The sequence below is a fragment of the Pseudomonas sp. S34 genome, from assembly GCF_009866745.1.
GTDB classification, from domain to species: Bacteria; Pseudomonadota; Gammaproteobacteria; order Pseudomonadales; family Pseudomonadaceae; genus Aquipseudomonas; species Aquipseudomonas jessenii.
Map to the genome: position 1 here is coordinate 3235002 of NZ_CP019398.1, position 15865 is coordinate 3250866.

11 protein-coding genes are annotated in these 15865 nt (G+C 57.0%); 10 read left to right on the forward strand and 1 reads right to left on the reverse strand.

Annotation, left to right across the window (positions count from 1 at the left end):
• The first annotated feature begins 41 nt into the window (after window positions 1-41).
• From PspS34_RS14355 to PspS34_RS14375, 5 genes are all read left to right on the forward strand, one after another.
• Entirely contained in the window at window positions 42-1376 is a 1335-nt protein-coding gene (locus PspS34_RS14355) for an MFS transporter (protein WP_159390007.1), read from the forward strand.
• A gap of 118 nt (window positions 1377-1494) precedes the next feature.
• On the forward strand, window positions 1495-2145 hold the full coding sequence (gene ribB, locus PspS34_RS14360; protein ID WP_159390008.1) for a 3,4-dihydroxy-2-butanone-4-phosphate synthase: 651 nt from the start codon (window positions 1495-1497) through the stop codon (window positions 2143-2145).
• A gap of 170 nt (window positions 2146-2315) precedes the next feature.
• Entirely contained in the window at window positions 2316-3662 is a 1347-nt protein-coding gene (locus tag PspS34_RS14365; protein WP_238786579.1) for an OprD family porin, read from the forward strand.
• A gap of 161 nt (window positions 3663-3823) precedes the next feature.
• Complete coding sequence (locus PspS34_RS14370; RefSeq protein WP_159390009.1) at window positions 3824-4318, forward strand: flavin reductase family protein; 495 nt, start codon at window positions 3824-3826, stop codon at window positions 4316-4318.
• Between the two features lie 36 nt (window positions 4319-4354).
• Entirely contained in the window at window positions 4355-5716 is a 1362-nt protein-coding gene (locus PspS34_RS14375; RefSeq protein ID WP_159390010.1) for an LLM class flavin-dependent oxidoreductase, read from the forward strand.
• Between the two features lie 365 nt (window positions 5717-6081).
• Here the strand turns inward: PspS34_RS14375 and PspS34_RS14380 are convergent, their stop codons facing one another.
• Window positions 6082-6318, reverse strand: a complete 237-nt coding sequence (locus tag PspS34_RS14380; RefSeq protein ID WP_159390011.1) for a hypothetical protein — start codon at window positions 6316-6318, stop codon at window positions 6082-6084.
• Window positions 6319-6910: 592 nt separating this feature from the next.
• On the opposite strand from PspS34_RS14380, the gene istA reads away from it, so the two are divergent.
• From istA to PspS34_RS14410, 5 genes are all read left to right on the forward strand, one after another.
• The gene (gene istA, locus PspS34_RS14390) at window positions 6911-8410 is read left to right on the forward strand and encodes an IS21 family transposase (RefSeq protein ID WP_159390378.1); all 1500 of its coding nucleotides are present in this window, start codon (window positions 6911-6913) and stop codon (window positions 8408-8410) included.
• Window positions 8403-9206, forward strand: coding sequence for an IS21-like element helper ATPase IstB (gene istB, locus PspS34_RS14395; protein ID WP_159389514.1), 804 nt, complete (start codon window positions 8403-8405; stop codon window positions 9204-9206). Before istA ends, istB begins: the two co-directional genes overlap by 8 nt.
• Window positions 9207-9848: 642 nt before the next feature.
• The gene (mexE, locus tag PspS34_RS14400; protein ID WP_057714781.1) at window positions 9849-11102 is read left to right on the forward strand and encodes a multidrug efflux RND transporter periplasmic adaptor subunit MexE; all 1254 of its coding nucleotides are present in this window, start codon (window positions 9849-9851) and stop codon (window positions 11100-11102) included.
• A gap of 12 nt (window positions 11103-11114) precedes the next feature.
• Complete coding sequence (locus PspS34_RS14405; RefSeq protein ID WP_057714780.1) at window positions 11115-14294, forward strand: efflux RND transporter permease subunit; 3180 nt, start codon at window positions 11115-11117, stop codon at window positions 14292-14294.
• The gene (locus PspS34_RS14410) at window positions 14294-15715 is read left to right on the forward strand and encodes a TolC family protein (protein WP_090455289.1); all 1422 of its coding nucleotides are present in this window, start codon (window positions 14294-14296) and stop codon (window positions 15713-15715) included. Before PspS34_RS14405 ends, PspS34_RS14410 begins: the two co-directional genes overlap by 1 nt.
• The last annotated feature ends 150 nt before the right edge of the window (window positions 15716-15865 follow it).

Sequence of the window (15865 nt, forward strand, 5' to 3'; positions counted from 1 at the left end):
TAAAAATTCGATATCTTTACGAAAGTAAAGGGAGGATGACAATGAGCGATACAGTAGCGAATGCCCGGCTGATTGATGCTGAGGAATCTCCCCTGTCTGACGGCTGTTCCCTGACGATGGCCCAGCGCCGACAATCACTGAAAGCAGCGGCGGCAGGGAACGTCCTAGAGTGGTATGACTGGACAATCTACAGCACGCTATCTATTTACCTGGCGGCAAACTTTTTCGAAAAAGCTGACCCTACTTCCGCCTTGCTGTCCACCTTGGCCATCTTTGCCGGCGGCTTCGTCGCAAGACCTTTGGGCGGTTGGTTTTTCGGACGTATTGCTGATCGTCGAGGAAGAAAATTTACCCTGGTCGTTACGATGACGTTGCTTGCATTAGCAAGCTTAGGCATCGCCCTCCTCCCCACCTATGAGACCGCTGGAGCATTTGCTTCCTTTGCCCTGCTCGTGATGCGGATCCTTCAGGGATTTGCTCATGGCGGTGAGTCAGGGGTTTCCTACGTGTATGTGGCGGAAATTGCGCCCAGGGATAGACGAGGTCTCTGGACTAGCTCGGTCTACGTGAGTGTCATTCTGGGCATTATGATTGCCACGGCCGTTGCTGCGGGCTTGACGTCGATTTTTACAGCCGACGTGATGAATGAATGGGGCTGGAGAATCGGCTTCGGTGCAGGTTCGGTGCTCGGTCTATATGTAATGTATCTGCGTAAAAGTGCCCATGAAACGGAGGTCTTCAATGCGGCTGATGCGGGGAAGCTTCCGCCAGCGAGCGACGCCCCCGGCAAACCCGTAAGCATCGGTCGCATCATCATGACAGTGATGGTGATCAACGCGGCGATGAACGTCTGGTATTACACGTGGGTCGCCTTTGCTCCAGCAATGGCCATTACACAGCATGGCATGAATCCAAACAGCGCCTTTCTGTCGAGCCTTGGTGCGCAAGCTTGCATGATTGCATTTTTGCCAGTTTTCGGATGGGTTTCGGACAAGCTGGGGCGGCGGATCAATTCAATGACATTCGCTGCGCTGGTCGTTCTGTGCGGCCTTCCAATCCAGGCGCTTCTGTCAAGCGAGCCGTCATCGCTATTCATTGCACAAAGCCTGGGTCTTTTTATCTATGCCATCGGCGTAGGGCATTACCCGGCTTTGATGGCCGAACTGGTGCCTGCTCGAATGAGGGGCATGGGCGTCAGCGTAATGACATCGTTGGCCGCTGGTCTTTTCGGCGGAACAGCACCCTACCTTAATTCCTGGTTTCATTCGATTGGCGAAGCCTGGGTGTTTTCCGCTTACGTAATGGCCCTCAACGTCATCATGTTCGTGGTCGTATTTTTCATGCGAGAGACCAAGGGCATTGACCTCAGGCGCTAATGGTCAATGGGCGTACCTCCACAGTGCGCCCTCTGCCCTATCCACATTCTGTAATGGCAGTGACCCGTTCACTGGAGTCAAACAAAACCAAACTTGATTAAAAAGAGGCTTGATAGCTATGAAATTGGATAGCGTCGCCAGTGCGATTCACGCAATCAGCCAAGGTGAGATGGTCATTGTGGTCGATGACGAAGACCGAGAGAACGAAGGCGACCTTGTCGTCGCCGCCGATCTGGTCACTCCCGAGACTATCGCTTTCATGATGCGTCTCGGGCGAGGGCTGATATGTGTGTCCATTCAGCCTGAACTGGCTATTCAATTGAATCTGCCGCTGATGGTGTCCGAGAACTCGGAAAGCTTTGCCACAGCATTCACCATTTCAATTGACGGCGTAAATGATGTGACGACGGGGATCTCGGCAAGCGACCGCTCAAACACGATCAGACAAATGCTGGTCCCCTCTGCGAGGCCGCAAGACTTTCGCAGACCCGGCCACGTCTTCCCGTTGATTGCTCATCCGCAAGGTGTCCTTGGTCGTAATGGACATACTGAAGCCTCAGTTGAACTGGCAAGACTTGCAGGTTTGACGCCCAGCGGCGTTATTTGTGAAATCGCCAACGATGATGGAAGTATGTCCAGATTACCGGAACTTATGAACTTCGCGAAAAAGCATGCTCTACGAATAGTGAGCATACGCGATCTTATCGAATACGTGAGTTACGAAGAAATGCCTTATGCGGGCATTTCTAAAATGCGCATAGCAGTTTAGAGCACTCTAACAAGCGCTCATTCGTTACTCGCAAGTAGCAAACATACAGACTGCAACTGATCCCCCCGTAGCAAACGATAGAAATACCGCGATGCGCTTTAGACAAACGTGCTTGATAACAATAAAAATTTCAGGCTGACAGCTCAGTGTTGGCAACGAGGAAGCGCACTATGTGGTTTAAACTTATAACCTTGGGCATGGCCGGCGCCAGTGCCTGCCTGAGCAGTGCCGGTGTGGCCGCGGCAGACTCGGCCAAGGGATTCATCGAAGAGAGCACGACCTCAGTAGGCCTGCGCAACTTTTACTGGAATGCTGATAACCGCAACGGCAGTTACCGCAATCCCGAAGGCGAACGGCAAAGTTATAGGCAAGAGTGGGCGCAAGGCGTCTTGGCAAAGTTTAACTCCGGCTATACGCAAGGGCTGGTTGGGTTCGGACTGGACCTGCATTACATGGGCGCACTAAAGCTCGATGGTGGTAATGGACGGGTCGGCGATGGCATCGGCAATGGCGGCATCGTTTCGCGAGACAATCAGGGCGATCCGAAGAGCGGCTACTCTAAGGCCGGTGGTGCACTGAAGATGCGGGTGGGCCAAACGGAACTGGCCTACGGCGACCTGTTCCCCGATTCTCCGGTGCTCAAGTACGGTGACATTCGTCTCTTGCCACAAACCCTCAGGGGCTGGAATGCCACGGACCGCTCGTTCGATGGCCTGACCCTCAACGCCGGTCGTTTCGTCTCCAGCAGTGACCGGGCGCAACCCAATCATGGCGGGCATCTCGGTACGGCCTACAGCGGGCGCCAAGCTAACACCGAGTTTGTCAGTTACTACGGCGGTATCTATACGGGCATCAACAACGTCAAGATCAAACTATTCGGTTCCGAACTGGATGATATATGGAACCAGCAGTTCGCCTCTATTGACTACCGCCTGCCCTTGGCCGTCGGTGGCGTGATCAACACCGGGGTCAACTACTACCGCACGCGTAATACCGGCGCCGCCTTATTGGGTGATATTCGCAACGATGCCTGGAGCACCCGTGTCGGTTATGCCCTGGCAGGACACAAGGTCGAACTTGCCTACACGCAGATCGATGGCGACCAGCCGTTCGACTATGTCTGGAACAGTTTCGATATCGAGCTGGACTCAGCCGCCCAAGGGAGTGACTTCAACAGTCCCAACGAGAAAATCTGGAGTGCACGCTACGACCTGGATGCTGCAGTGCTTGGTGTACCGGGTCTGAGCTTTACCGCGCGCTATCTACGCGGTACCGATATCGACGGCAGGGATGCAGGCGGCGCGTACTCCCGTTATCAGGCCGTGCGCAATGGCTCCCAATGGGAGCGTGATCTGTGGGTCAAGTACGTCGTGCAGTCGGGCCCCGCCAAGAATCTATCGTTACGCTTGATGTTCGCCTCAATGCGAACAGGCGGTGATTACGGAGCCATTGCCAACGACCTCGACCAGACCCGAATCATCCTCGATTACCCTCTGGATCTGGGCTTTCTGAAATAGGTCAACTAGGTCGCGAGCATCAATCCAGCGCTGCGAAGTGGTGCAAAAAAATCAGCAAAGCCTCTCGCATCGAAAAAATCGAAGTCAAACCTCCAGAATTATTCGTTTGAATTGATGAGAGGCGCTAAGCACTATCTATTCAGGCAAACAGGAGAAATCTCATGCAACTTGATAATAAAAAAACACCAGAAGTCGATCTGCGCAAATTCGCTGGCCAATTTGCAGCAGGCGTATCCGTCATCTCAACCGCTGACGACGAGGGTCTGTGTGCGGGCATTACAATGACCGCTGTCATGTCACTCTCCCTGACACCGCCATTGTTTTTGGTGAGCCTTGACAACAATTCCAAGACCTTGACTGCGATTCTGGACAACGGTCATTTTTGCATCAACTTCCTTAGCAAAGAGCAGAGCACTGTTTCACAACTATTCTCATCAAAATCCGATGACAAGTTTGATAACGTAAGTTTCTATAAAGGCATCACCGGCAGCCCATGCCTTGAAGGTGCTTTGGCGCACGGTGAATGCGAAGTTCACGAATCTTACAGCGGTGGCGATCACACTATCATCATTGGAAGAGTGATCAACACTGCAATCAATGGTGGTGAGCCGCTTGTTTACCACAGCGGCAAGTACGCCACTCTCGAGCATCAATAATCTCCATCCCTTCGCTCGACCATCGGAATATACATAATGTCTAAAAAAATTCTGTTCAATGCATTCGATATGAACACCCCTGTACACCAGTCTCAGGGATTGTGGCGTCACCCAAGTGATCGTTCGTCCGAGTACAAAACGATCGCTTACTGGCAGGATCTGGCAAAAACTTTGGAAAACGGTTTTTTTGACGGGCTTTTCCTGGCAGATGTGACCGGAGTCTATGACGTGTACGGGGGTAACTCCGACGCGGCGCTACGCAATGCCGTCCAAATACCGAGCCACGATCCGTTCGTTATTGTTCCAGCAATGGCCGCAGTCACCCAACACCTCGGCTTTGGGGTCACCGGTTCGTTGACGTATGAACCGCCGTATACCTTCGCTCGGAAAATGAGCACGTTGGACCATTTAACCAATGGCCGAATCGGTTGGAATATCGTCACTGGCTATCTGAACAGTGCAGCAAAAGCCAGCGGCGCGAAGGCACAAACCGGTCACGATACGCGTTATGAAATTGCTGAAGAGTACATGGAGCTCATGTACAAACTGTGGGAAGGCTGCTGGGAAGAAGATGCCGTAGAACGGAACGTAGAAACCGGCGTTTATATTAATCCCGCTAAAGTTCACGCTGTTGATCACGATGGCCAATACTTCCAACTCAAGGGTATCCACCTCAGCGAGCCCTCCCTGCAACGCACGCCCGTTCTTTATCAAGCCGGAGCATCGCCGAAAGGGCAAGCATTCGCAGGTCGCCATGCGGAATGTGTATTCGCCAGCAGTCCTACGAAAACCGTACTTGCGGCGACTGTCAAAAAGCTCAGGGCTGCCACTGTCGCTGAAGGACGGTCTCGCGACAGTGTTGCTGTGTTTGGCATGATGACATTGATTGTCGGCAGAACCGATGCGGAAGCAGAGGAAAAACTCGCTGAATACAAGCGCTACGCCAGTTATGAAGGTGCACTGACGCTGATGTCGGGCTGGACAGGCATTGACTTCGCCTCGTGCGATCCAGGCGATACAATCAAGCATATCCGTAACGACAGCATGCATACCGCGATTGATCGCTTCACCATTTCCGATCCGAACAGGGTCTGGACGGTAGGTGAAGTCGCCGAACACATCGCCGTAGGTGGCTCTGGTCCCTTGATTGTAGGCTCAGCTCAACGGGTCGCTGATGAACTGCAACAGTGGATAGAGGAAACCGATATTGATGGTTTCAACTTGGCGTATGCAGTGGCGCCTGACACGATCAAGGACATCGTCGAGTTACTGGTTCCCGTCCTTCAGGAGCGGGGAATCTACAAGACTGAATACACACCTGGGACGTTGAGAGAAAAGCTCTTCAACCAAAACCGCCTGTTGCAGCATCCACACCCCGGGGCGGCCTATCGAATCTGAACAAGCCCATCACGATAAAGTACCAGGCGTGCATTGAGAGCTCTTCTACATGTTGGTGCACGCTGAAACAAGCAATAGTTTTGCGATTTCGCCGACCGCCCAAGGCGTTACACCCACAATCTCGCGTCGCTGTGAGTGCACGTAGCGCCCTGAGCACCTTGCGAGTGCCGCAAATCGCAACGCCGCCACAGTAGTCATCTTTGCAACTCAACAGGATTTGATAGGAGTTGAGCATTGATTTGCAATCTTACGAAAGCGTTATTCGCGGTGCTGCTTGTGAAGGTCTGAGGGGGTGGACGCGCAACTAAAATGCGCGGTGTGTGAGCGTAGTCCAGGTCCGAATTGGTCACCTGGATAGGCTTGGATCAGAGCTCCACGACAATGCATCGTCGCACTTCGCCTGCAAGCAGCTCTTCCGCCAGTCTGCCAATTTGCGTGAGGTTGACCTTGCGCGTAACTTGCTTGAGTGGCTCAGGGTCAACAAGCTGTGCAAGTCGGTTCCAGGCCTTGATTCGTTTTTCACGCGAGAGCATGACACTGTCGATGCCAACGAGGGTAATACCCCGCAAAATGAAGGGGGCCACAGTCGCGGGGAATTCCATACCCTGAGCTAGGCCGCATGCAGCTACGATCCCGCCGTACTGTGCAAAAGTTATTGATCACGGAGCCATGGCGGTTCGGGAAGGAAGCTTTCCTGCAGAAAGCTGATAAATGACGTGATACGGCGAACCAGTAAGCGCGCCGAGGGAACCTGAGCCTTGATTGCATAATTCAGAGGAGTGTATTCCTCCAGAACATTCACTAGAGTGCCGTCTCGGAATGCAGGCACGGCCAAATACTCTGGAAGGATTGCTATTCCATTCCCCGCCATTGCACAGCTGAAGAGCAGATGCGCTTCGTTGGCGTTAATGGAGAGGCTTACTGTCAATTGAATCGGGCCGTCCTTGCTCTCGAATGCCCAACTGTTTCCTATGGGTTGAAAGCTCAACGTGCTGTGGTTTTGCAGGTCTCTGGGATGCACAATCGGCGGGGCTAATACGAGATAAGCAGGCGATGCGCAGAGGTATCTGCGCAGTGGGTGTTGCCGCTGACCGAAAACTGACCCAGTAAAGGCTGTTCTGCCGACTGAAAACTGACCCAGGTGTTCAACTGCTTCTGCTCACTTTTCGAGCAGGAGAACACAGGGTGATCAGCATGGAAATGTTGGGAAAAATCCGGCGGATGTACTTCCGCGACAAGCTCTCGCTGCATCAGATAGCCAAGCGTACCGGACTGTCGAGAAACACCATTCGAAAATGGGTCAGAGCACCCGAAGCCACCCAGCCGGCGTACCAACGGTGCGCAACCTTCAACAAACTCAGTCCATTTCACGAGACGCTGGAGCAGGCGCTCAAGGCCGATTCGTTTCGGGCAAAGCACAACCGCAGGAGTGCCAAAGCACTCTTCGAACAGATCAAGGCCGTGGGCTACGACGGCGGCTACAGCCAGCTCACCGCCTTCATACGCGCGTGGCGCGGCGAGCAAGGCAAGTCTTTACGGGCCTTTGTGCCGCTGACCTTTGCACTCGGGGAGGCCTTTCAATTCGACTGGAGCGAAGAAGGTCTGCTGATCGGCGGCCTGTTCCGACGCATCCAGGTCTCCCATATGAAGCTGTGCGCCAGTCGCGCATTTTGGTTGGTTGCGTATCCCAGCCAAGGCCACGAGATGTTGTTCGATGCCCATACCCGCTCGTTTGGCGCGTTAGGTGGGGTGCCGCGTCGCGGCATCTACGACAATATGAAAACGGCTGTCGACAAGGTCAACAAAGGTAAAGGCCGCACAGTCAATGCCCGGTTTGCCGTCATGTGTGCCCACTACCTATTCGATCCGGACTTCTGCAACGTGGCCTCCGGCTGGGAAAAAGGCATCGTTGAAAAGAACGTTCAAGACAGCCGACGGCGCATCTGGCTCGATGCTCAAAACTGCATGTTCCATACCTTCGAGGAATTGAATGCCTGGCTCGGCCAACGCTGCCGTGCGCTTTGGGACGGACTGGTGCACCCGCAGTACAACGGGCTGTCAGTGGCGGACGTCCTGGAGCTGGAACGCGCCGAATTGATGCCGATGCCGACTGCCTTTGATGGCTACGTCGAGCGCACCGTACGGGTCTCCAGCACCTGCCTGATCAGCGTGGCGCGAAATCGCTACTCGGTGCCGTGTGAGCGGGTCGGTCAGTGGGTCAGCAGCCGTTTGTATCCCACACGGGTGGTGGTCATCGCCGATGAAACGATGATTGCCAGTCACGAGCGCCTGTTTGATCGAGATCAGGTCAGTTTTGACTGGCAGCATTACATCCCGCTCATCGAACGCAAGCCCGGTGCGCTGCGTAATGGCGCTCCGTTTGCCGATCTGCCGAAGCCGTTGCAACTGCTAAAACGCGGTCTGAGGCGGCACACCAATGGTGATCGAGTCATGACTCAAGTACTGGCGGCTGTTCCCATCGCCGGGCTCGACGCCGTATTGGTGGCTGTGGAGTTGGTACTTGAATCCGGCAGCTTGAGTGCTGAGCACATCCTGAATGTCCTGGCTCGACTGACATCGACAGCAGCCCCTCCGTCCGCCGAAACCAGCCTTCAACTCAAGATAGCGCCTGTCGCCAATACGGCACGCTACGACCGGCTCCGTACCACCGATGAGGAGACTCGCAATGCGTGATCTTATGGCGGAACTCAAAGAACTGCGTCTGCATGGCATGGCCAGCGCCTGGGAAGAACTAGCCTCGCAAGGAGAAGCTTCGACGGCATCCTCGAAATGGCTACTTGAGCATCTTCTCCAACAAGAACATGCGGATCGAGCGGTGCGCTCAGTGAACCACCAGATGAACATGGCCAAACTCCCCATGCATCGTGATTTGGCCGGCTTCGACTTCAGCGCTTCCAGCGCAGATGCCCGCCTGATCAGGGATCTGTCCAACCTGGAGTTCACCGATACCGCGCAGAATGTCGTGTTCATCGGCGGGCCTGGAACAGGCAAAACACACCTCGCCACCGCCTTGGCTGTGTCCGGGATCACGATGCATCACAAACGCGTGCGCTTCTACTCCACGGTGGATCTGGTCAATCTGCTGGAACGCGAAAAGTACGACGGCAAGACGGGCCGCATCGCTCAAGGGCTGCTACGAACAGACCTGGTGATACTCGATGAACTGGGGTATTTGCCCTTCAGCCAGAGCGGTGGTGCCCTGTTATTTCATTTGCTGTCCAAGCTGTACGAGCACACCAGCGTGGTGATCACCACCAACCTCAGCTTCTCGGAATGGTCGAGCGTGTTTGGTGACGCCAAGATGACAACGGCGTTGCTGGATCGGCTGACACACCACTGCCACATCGTCGAAACGGGCAACGAGTCCTACCGCCTGCAACACAGCAGCTTGGTCGCCCAGACCAAGATCAAATCACGTGAACGAAAGCGCAAAGACAATGATGGTGCCGAGGACGATGAGCTGTTTTGATCCGCACCGAAAATACCCTGCCGCATGCCCAAATGCGGTGGGGCTTTAATGCCTCTTCCACCGGGACACGACTGCTAAGCTTATCCACAATTGCTGATGCCAAAATCAGCAATCCGCCCTGGGTCAATTTTCAATCGGCAGGGTGGGTCAGTTTTCAATCAGCGCCGACAACCGAGGTCCGCGTCAGAAATCGCCATTCGCGATCGCTCGCACATCCGGTACGAACGGGGGCAAAACTGGGGGCACAATTCGATTTTTTCAGGCTGCAACTACCGTGCTAGAGCCGAGTCAAAATGTTTTTCGGGGATCCGGACAGTCTGGCCTGATCCTGATTTTGCAGGGCTTCTGGCCCTATCGCGAGCAGGCTCGCTCCCACAGGGATTTGGGAACAGCGAAGATCCAATGTGGGAGCGAGCTTGCTCGCGATGGCCGCAACACGGTTCCAGATCTGACCATTGCATCCAATGCAACACACAATTGTCATCAATCCAGTTGATGACGACCGAACACAAGGCGCAGGCTAGAGGGCTGGCTTGGGTCTTATATCATTCCGGATGATAGTTACCTTCGCCCCATTCGATTCGTGAGATACAAACCCGCCGCGCATCATTCGCCAATCTCAACACATTGGCGGATGCATCCATGGAACAGTCACTCAAACATTTGCGCTTCCCGTTGGCTTTGTTGGCCGTAGTGGTGATCAGCGCTTGCGGCAAGGCCCCGGAAACCGCCGCCAGCATGCCAGCGGCCAAGGTCAGCGTGGCCAAGGTGCTGGAACAGCCGGTCAACGAATGGGACGAGTTCACCGGCCGTCTCGAAGCGCCGGAAACCGTCGAGATTCGTCCACGGGTCTCCGGCCAGATCGATGAAGTGGCGTTCACGGAAGGCGCCCTGGTCAAGAAAGGCGACCTGCTGTTCCAGATCGACCCGCGTCCGTTCCAGGCTGAGGTCCGCCGCCTCGAAGCACTGGTTGCACAATCGCGCGCCAATGCCACCCGCAGCGAAAACGAAGCCCAGCGTGGTGAGCGTCTGCGCACCAGCAACGCGATTTCCGCCGAACTGGCCGACTCGCGGACCAGCGCCGCCCAGGAAGCCCGCGCCGCGGTCGGCGCCTTGCAAGCGCAGCTGGATCTGGCCAGGCTGAACCTGAGCTTTACTCGTGTGACTGCTCCAATCAGCGGCCGCGTCAGCCGTGCGGAAATCACCGCCGGCAACTTGGTGACTGCCGACACCACCCCGCTGACCAGCGTGGTCTCTACTGACAAGGTGTACGCCTACTTCGACGCGGACGAGCGTGTGTTCCTCAAGTACACCGAGCTCGCTCGCCAGGGCAAGCGCGGCGCCACCACCCCGGTCTACATGGGCCTGTCCAACGAGGACGGCAACCCGCACCAGGGCGTGATGAACTTCGTCGACAACCAGGTCAACCCGAAGACCGGCACCATTCGTGGGCGCGCCGTGTTCGACAACAGCGATGGCAGCTACACCCCGGGCCTGTATGCACGCCTGAAGCTGGTGGGCAGCGGCACTTACAGCGCCATGCTGATCAATGACGAAGCGGTCGGCACCGACCTGGGCAAGAAGTTCGTGCTGGTGATGGATGCCGACAACAAGACCGCCTACCGCGCGGTGGAGCTGGGTCCGAAAATCGAAGGTCTGCGCATTGTGCGCAATGGCCTGAACAAGGACGACACCATCATCGTCAAGGGTCTGCAACGGGTGCGCCCTGGCTCACCGGTCACCCCTGAAGTGATTCCGATGGCCAGCGAACAAACCCTCGCGGCACTCGCACAACAACGCCAAGCGCTGGAAGCCAGCAACCTGCCCCAAGTCGCGCCTGCCAGGGTTGCGCCGGGCACCGCTGTGAAACTGGCTGCCACGACCCCACGCGGTTAAGGGATTTTTACGATGAATTTTTCCCAATTCTTCATTTCACGGCCGATCTTTGCAGCGGTACTTTCGCTGCTGATCCTGATCGCCGGCGCCATCTCGCTGTTCCAGCTGCCGATCAGCGAATACCCGGAAGTGGTACCGCCGACCGTTGTGGTTCGTGCCAACTTCCCGGGTGCCAACCCAAAAGTCATCGGTGAAACCGTGGCCGCTCCACTGGAGCAAGCCATCACCGGTGTCGAGAACATGCTGTACATGTCCTCGCAGTCCACTGCTGACGGCAAGATCACCCTGACCATCACCTTTGCGCTGGGTACTGACCTGGACAACGCACAGGTGCAGGTGCAGAACCGTGTGACCCGGACCGAGCCAAAACTTCCCGAGGAAGTGACGCGCATCGGTATCACCGTGGACAAGGCTTCGCCCGACCTGACCATGGTTGTGCACTTGACCTCGCCGGACAAACGCTACGACATGCTCTACCTGTCCAACTACGCCTTGCTCAACATCAAGGATGAGCTGGCGCGTCTGGGTGGCGTTGGCGATGTGCAGTTGTTTGGCATGGGCGATTACTCCCTGCGTGTCTGGCTCGACCCGAACAAGACCGCTTCGCGCAACCTGACCGCCACCGATGTGGTCACGGCGATTCGTGAGCAGAACCGTCAAGTGGCGGCCGGTGCCTTGGGTGCGCCGCCTGCACCGAATGCCACGGCCTTCCAGTTGTCGGTCAACACCCAGGGCCGTCTGGTTTCCGAGGAAGAGTTCGAGAACATCATCATTCGCTCTGGCGACAACGGTGAAATCACTCGCCTCAAAGACATCGCTCGCGTCGAGCTGGGCTCCAGCCAGTACGCCCTGCGTTCGTTGCTGAACAACCAGCCGGCGGTGGCGATCCCGATCTTCCAGCGTCCGGGTTCCAACGCCATCGAAATCTCCAACGAAGTGCGGTCGAAAATGGCCGAACTGAAGAAGAACTTCCCCGAAGGCATGGACTTCAGCATCGTCTATGACCCGACGATCTTCGTGCGCGGCTCCATCGAGGCGGTGGTTCACACCCTCTTCGAAGCACTGATCCTCGTAGTACTCGTGGTGATCCTATTCCTGCAAACCTGGCGCGCCTCGATCATTCCGCTGGTCGCTGTGCCGGTATCGCTGATCGGTACCTTTGCCGTGATGCATCTGTTTGGCTTCTCGCTCAACGCCTTGTCGCTGTTCGGCCTGGTATTGGCGATCGGTATCGTGGTGGACGACGCCATCGTGGTGGTGGAGAACGTCGAGCGGAATATCGAACTCGGATTGACCCCGGTTGAAGCGACCAAAAAAGCCATGGGCGAGGTAACCGGCCCGATCATCGCCACGGCGCTGGTGCTGTGTGCGGTATTCGTTCCGGCGGCGTTCATTTCCGGCCTGACCGGCCAGTTCTACAAGCAGTTCGCCCTGACCATCGCGATCTCCACGGTGATCTCGGCCTTCAACTCCCTGACCCTGTCGCCGGCGCTGGCCGCGGTATTGCTCAAGGGCCACGACGCGCCGAAGGACCGTTTCTCCAAGGTGCTGGACAAGATTTTCGGTGGCTGGTTGTTCCGTCCGTTCAACCGCTTCTTTGAAAAGGCCAGCCATGGTTATGTCGGCACCGTTGCCCGCGTGATCCGCTCAAGCGGTATCGCCCTGCTGCTGTACGCCGGCCTGATGGTCCTGACCTTCTTCGGTTTCTCCAGCACCCCGACCGGTTTCGTCCCCGGCCAGGACAAGCAATACCTGGTGGCCTTCGCGCAACTGCCGGATGCCTCGAGCCTGGACCGTACCGAAGACGTGATCAAGCGCATGTCCGAGCTGGCGCTGAAACAGCCCGGCGTGGAAAGCGCCGTGGCCTTCCCGGGCCTGTCGATCAACGGTTTCACCAACAGTCCGAACGCCGGCATCGTTTTCGTGACCCTCAAACCGTTCGACGAACGTAAAGACCCGAGCATGTCCGCCGGTGCGATTGCCGGTGCCTTGAACGGCCAATACGCGAATATCCAGGAAGCCTACATGGCGATCTTCCCGCCGCCGCCGGTACAAGGCCTGGGCACCATCGGTGGTTTCCGCCTGCAGATCGAAGACCGGGGCAACCTGGGCTACGAAGAGCTGTACAAGGAAACCATGAACATCATCAACAAGAGCCACAACGTGCCGGAACTGGCCGGCCTGTTCACCAGCTACACCGTGAACGTGCCCCAGGTCGATGCCGCCATCGATCGGGAAAAAGCCAAGACCCACGGCGTGGCCGTCAGCGACATCTTCGACACCCTGCAGATCTATCTGGGTTCGCTGTATGCCAACGACTTCAACCGCTTTGGTCGTACCTATCAGGTCAACGTTCAGGCCGAACAACAGTTCCGCCTCGAATCCGACCAGATCGGCCAGCTGAAAGTGCGTAACAACAAGGGCGAGATGATCCCGCTGGCGACCTTCATCAAGGTCAGCGACACCTCGGGCCCGGACCGCGTGATGCACTACAACGGCTTCATCACCGCTGAAATCAACGGTGCGGCAGCCCCCGGCTACAGCTCCGGCCAGGCCGAGAAAGCCATCGAGAAACTGCTCAAGGAAGAACTGCCCAACGGCATGACCTACGAATGGACCGACCTGACCTACCAGCAGATCCTGTCCGGTAACACCGCACTGTTCGTGTTCCCGCTCTGTGTGCTGCTGGCGTTCCTGGTACTGGCGGCTCAATACGAAAGCTGGAGCCTGCCACTGGCGGTGATCCTGATCGTACCGATGACCCTGCTGTCGGCCATCACCGGTGTGATCGCCTCCGGCGGTGACAACAACATCTTTACCCAGATCGGTTTGATCGTATTGGTGGGGCTTGCCTGCAAGAACGCGATCCTGATCGTCGAGTTCGCCAAGGATAAACAGGAGGAAGGCTTGAGCCCGCTGGCTGCGGTCCTGGAAGCCTGCCGCCTGCGTCTGCGGCCGATCCTGATGACCTCCTTCGCGTTCATCATGGGTGTGGTGCCCCTGGTGTTCTCCAGCGGCGCCGGTGCCGAAATGCGCCACGCCATGGGTGTCGCGGTGTTCTCCGGGATGCTTGGGGTGACCTTCTTCGGTCTGTTGCTGACGCCGGTGTTCTACGTACTGATCCGTAACTTTGTCGAGCGCGGCCAGGCACGCAAAGCTGCCAAGGCCACCCTGAAGCTGGAGTCGCACTGATGAGTTTGAAAGCCTTCCTGCCGAGCCTGCTGGTACTGGCCCTGAGTGCCTGTGCCGTGGGTCCGGACTACAAGACGCCAACCACCGAGGCGGCCAACATCACGGCCGCCACCGATGGCGCCGCCGGCCAGAAGAACTTTGACCGTTCGCGTTTCGAAGGCATCTGGTGGCAGCAGTTCGAAGACCCGACCCTCAACCAGCTGGTGACGCAATCCCTGCAAGGCAACCGTGATCTGCGCGTCGCCTTCGCCCGCTGGAAAGCGGCGCGGGCGATCCGCGATGACGTCAGCAACGACGCCATGCCGACCATCACCAGCCGCGTCAGCAGTGACCTGGGCAAAGGCCAGATTCCGGGCCAGACCACCGACCGGGTCAACAGCGAACGCTATGATCTGGGCTTGGACATGGCCTGGGAAATCGACTTGTTCGGTCGCATCCAGCGCAACCTGGAGTCGGCCAACGCCGAGCAACAGGCATTCGAGGCCGATCTGTACCAACTGCAAGTCACCATGATTGCCGAACTGGTGGACTCCTACGGGCAACTGCGCGGCGCGCAGTTGCGGGAGAAAATCGCCCTGGCCAACCTGGAGAACCAGCAGGAGTCGCGCAAGATCACCATCAGCCTGCGTGATGCCGGCGTCGGCGACCAGCTCGATGTGGAGCGCGCCGATGCGCGACTGGCGTCGGTTGAGGCCAGCGTGCCGCAGCTGCAGGCCGAACAGGTTCGGCAGAAAAACCGTATCGCCACCCTGCTGGGTGAGCGTCCGGACAAGCTGACCGTGGACTTGAGCCCCAAAGACCTGCCGGCGATTGCCAAGGCCCTGCCGATCGGCGATCCGGGTGAACTGCTGCAACGCCGTCCGGACATTCGCAGTGCCGAACGCCAACTGGCCTCGGCCACCGCGCGTATCGGCGTGGCCAAGGCGGATCTGTTCCCGCGGGTCAGCCTCAGCGGCTTCCTCGGCTGGACTGCCGGACGTGGTTCGCAGATCGGTTCTTCGGCGGCCAACGCCTGGGCGCTGGGCCCGAGCATCACCTGGGCCGCGTTTGACCTGGGTAGCGTAAAAGCCCGCATACGTGGCGCCGACGCCGATGCCGAAGGCGCCCTGGCGACTTACGAGCAGCAAGTGTTGCTGGCCCTGGAAGAATCGGAAAACGCTTTCAGCGACTACGGCAAACGCCAACAGCGCCTGATCTCGCTGATTCGCCAGAGCGAGTCCAGCCGCTCGGCTGCCGACCTGGCGCAAATCCGCTACCGCGAAGGCACGTCCGATTTCCTCGTACTGCTCGACGCCCAGCGTGAACGCCTGGCGGCCGAAGACACCCAGGCCCAGGCCGAGGTTGATCTGTATCGCGGCATCGTCGCGATCTACAAGGCCCTCGGTGGCGGCTGGCAGCCGGAGACGGTCGCGAGCAAGTAGTACGGTTTTTAAAGCGCTCCTTTGGTTGGCCGCAACCAACCAATTTCCTTGCCCTGCGTCTCATTCGGTCGCGGGGCTTTTTTTTGCCTATCAAAAACAACACATCCCCCTTGTGGGAGCGGGCTTGCTCGCGAAGGCGGTGTGTCAGGC

Bases quoted from the DNA above. Each gene is read 5' to 3' on its own strand.
- PspS34_RS14375 (WP_159390010.1), top strand. From the start codon at position 4,355: ATGTCTAAAAAAATTCTGTTCAATGCATTCGATATGAACACCCCTGTA.
- PspS34_RS14410 (WP_090455289.1), top strand. From the start codon at position 14,294: ATGAGTTTGAAAGCCTTCCTGCCGAGCCTGCTGGTACTGGCCCTGAGT.
- PspS34_RS14365 (WP_238786579.1), top strand. From the start codon at position 2,316: ATGTGGTTTAAACTTATAACCTTGGGCATGGCCGGCGCCAGTGCCTGC.
- istA (WP_159390378.1), top strand. From the start codon at position 6,911: ATGGAAATGTTGGGAAAAATCCGGCGGATGTACTTCCGCGACAAGCTC.
- PspS34_RS14380 (WP_159390011.1), bottom strand. From the start codon at position 6,318: ATGGAATTCCCCGCGACTGTGGCCCCCTTCATTTTGCGGGGTATTACC.
- mexE (WP_057714781.1), top strand. From the start codon at position 9,849: ATGGAACAGTCACTCAAACATTTGCGCTTCCCGTTGGCTTTGTTGGCC.
- ribB (WP_159390008.1), top strand. From the start codon at position 1,495: ATGAAATTGGATAGCGTCGCCAGTGCGATTCACGCAATCAGCCAAGGT.
- PspS34_RS14355 (WP_159390007.1), top strand. From the start codon at position 42: ATGAGCGATACAGTAGCGAATGCCCGGCTGATTGATGCTGAGGAATCT.
- istB (WP_159389514.1), top strand. From the start codon at position 8,403: ATGCGTGATCTTATGGCGGAACTCAAAGAACTGCGTCTGCATGGCATG.
- PspS34_RS14405 (WP_057714780.1), top strand. From the start codon at position 11,115: ATGAATTTTTCCCAATTCTTCATTTCACGGCCGATCTTTGCAGCGGTA.
- PspS34_RS14370 (WP_159390009.1), top strand. From the start codon at position 3,824: ATGCAACTTGATAATAAAAAAACACCAGAAGTCGATCTGCGCAAATTC.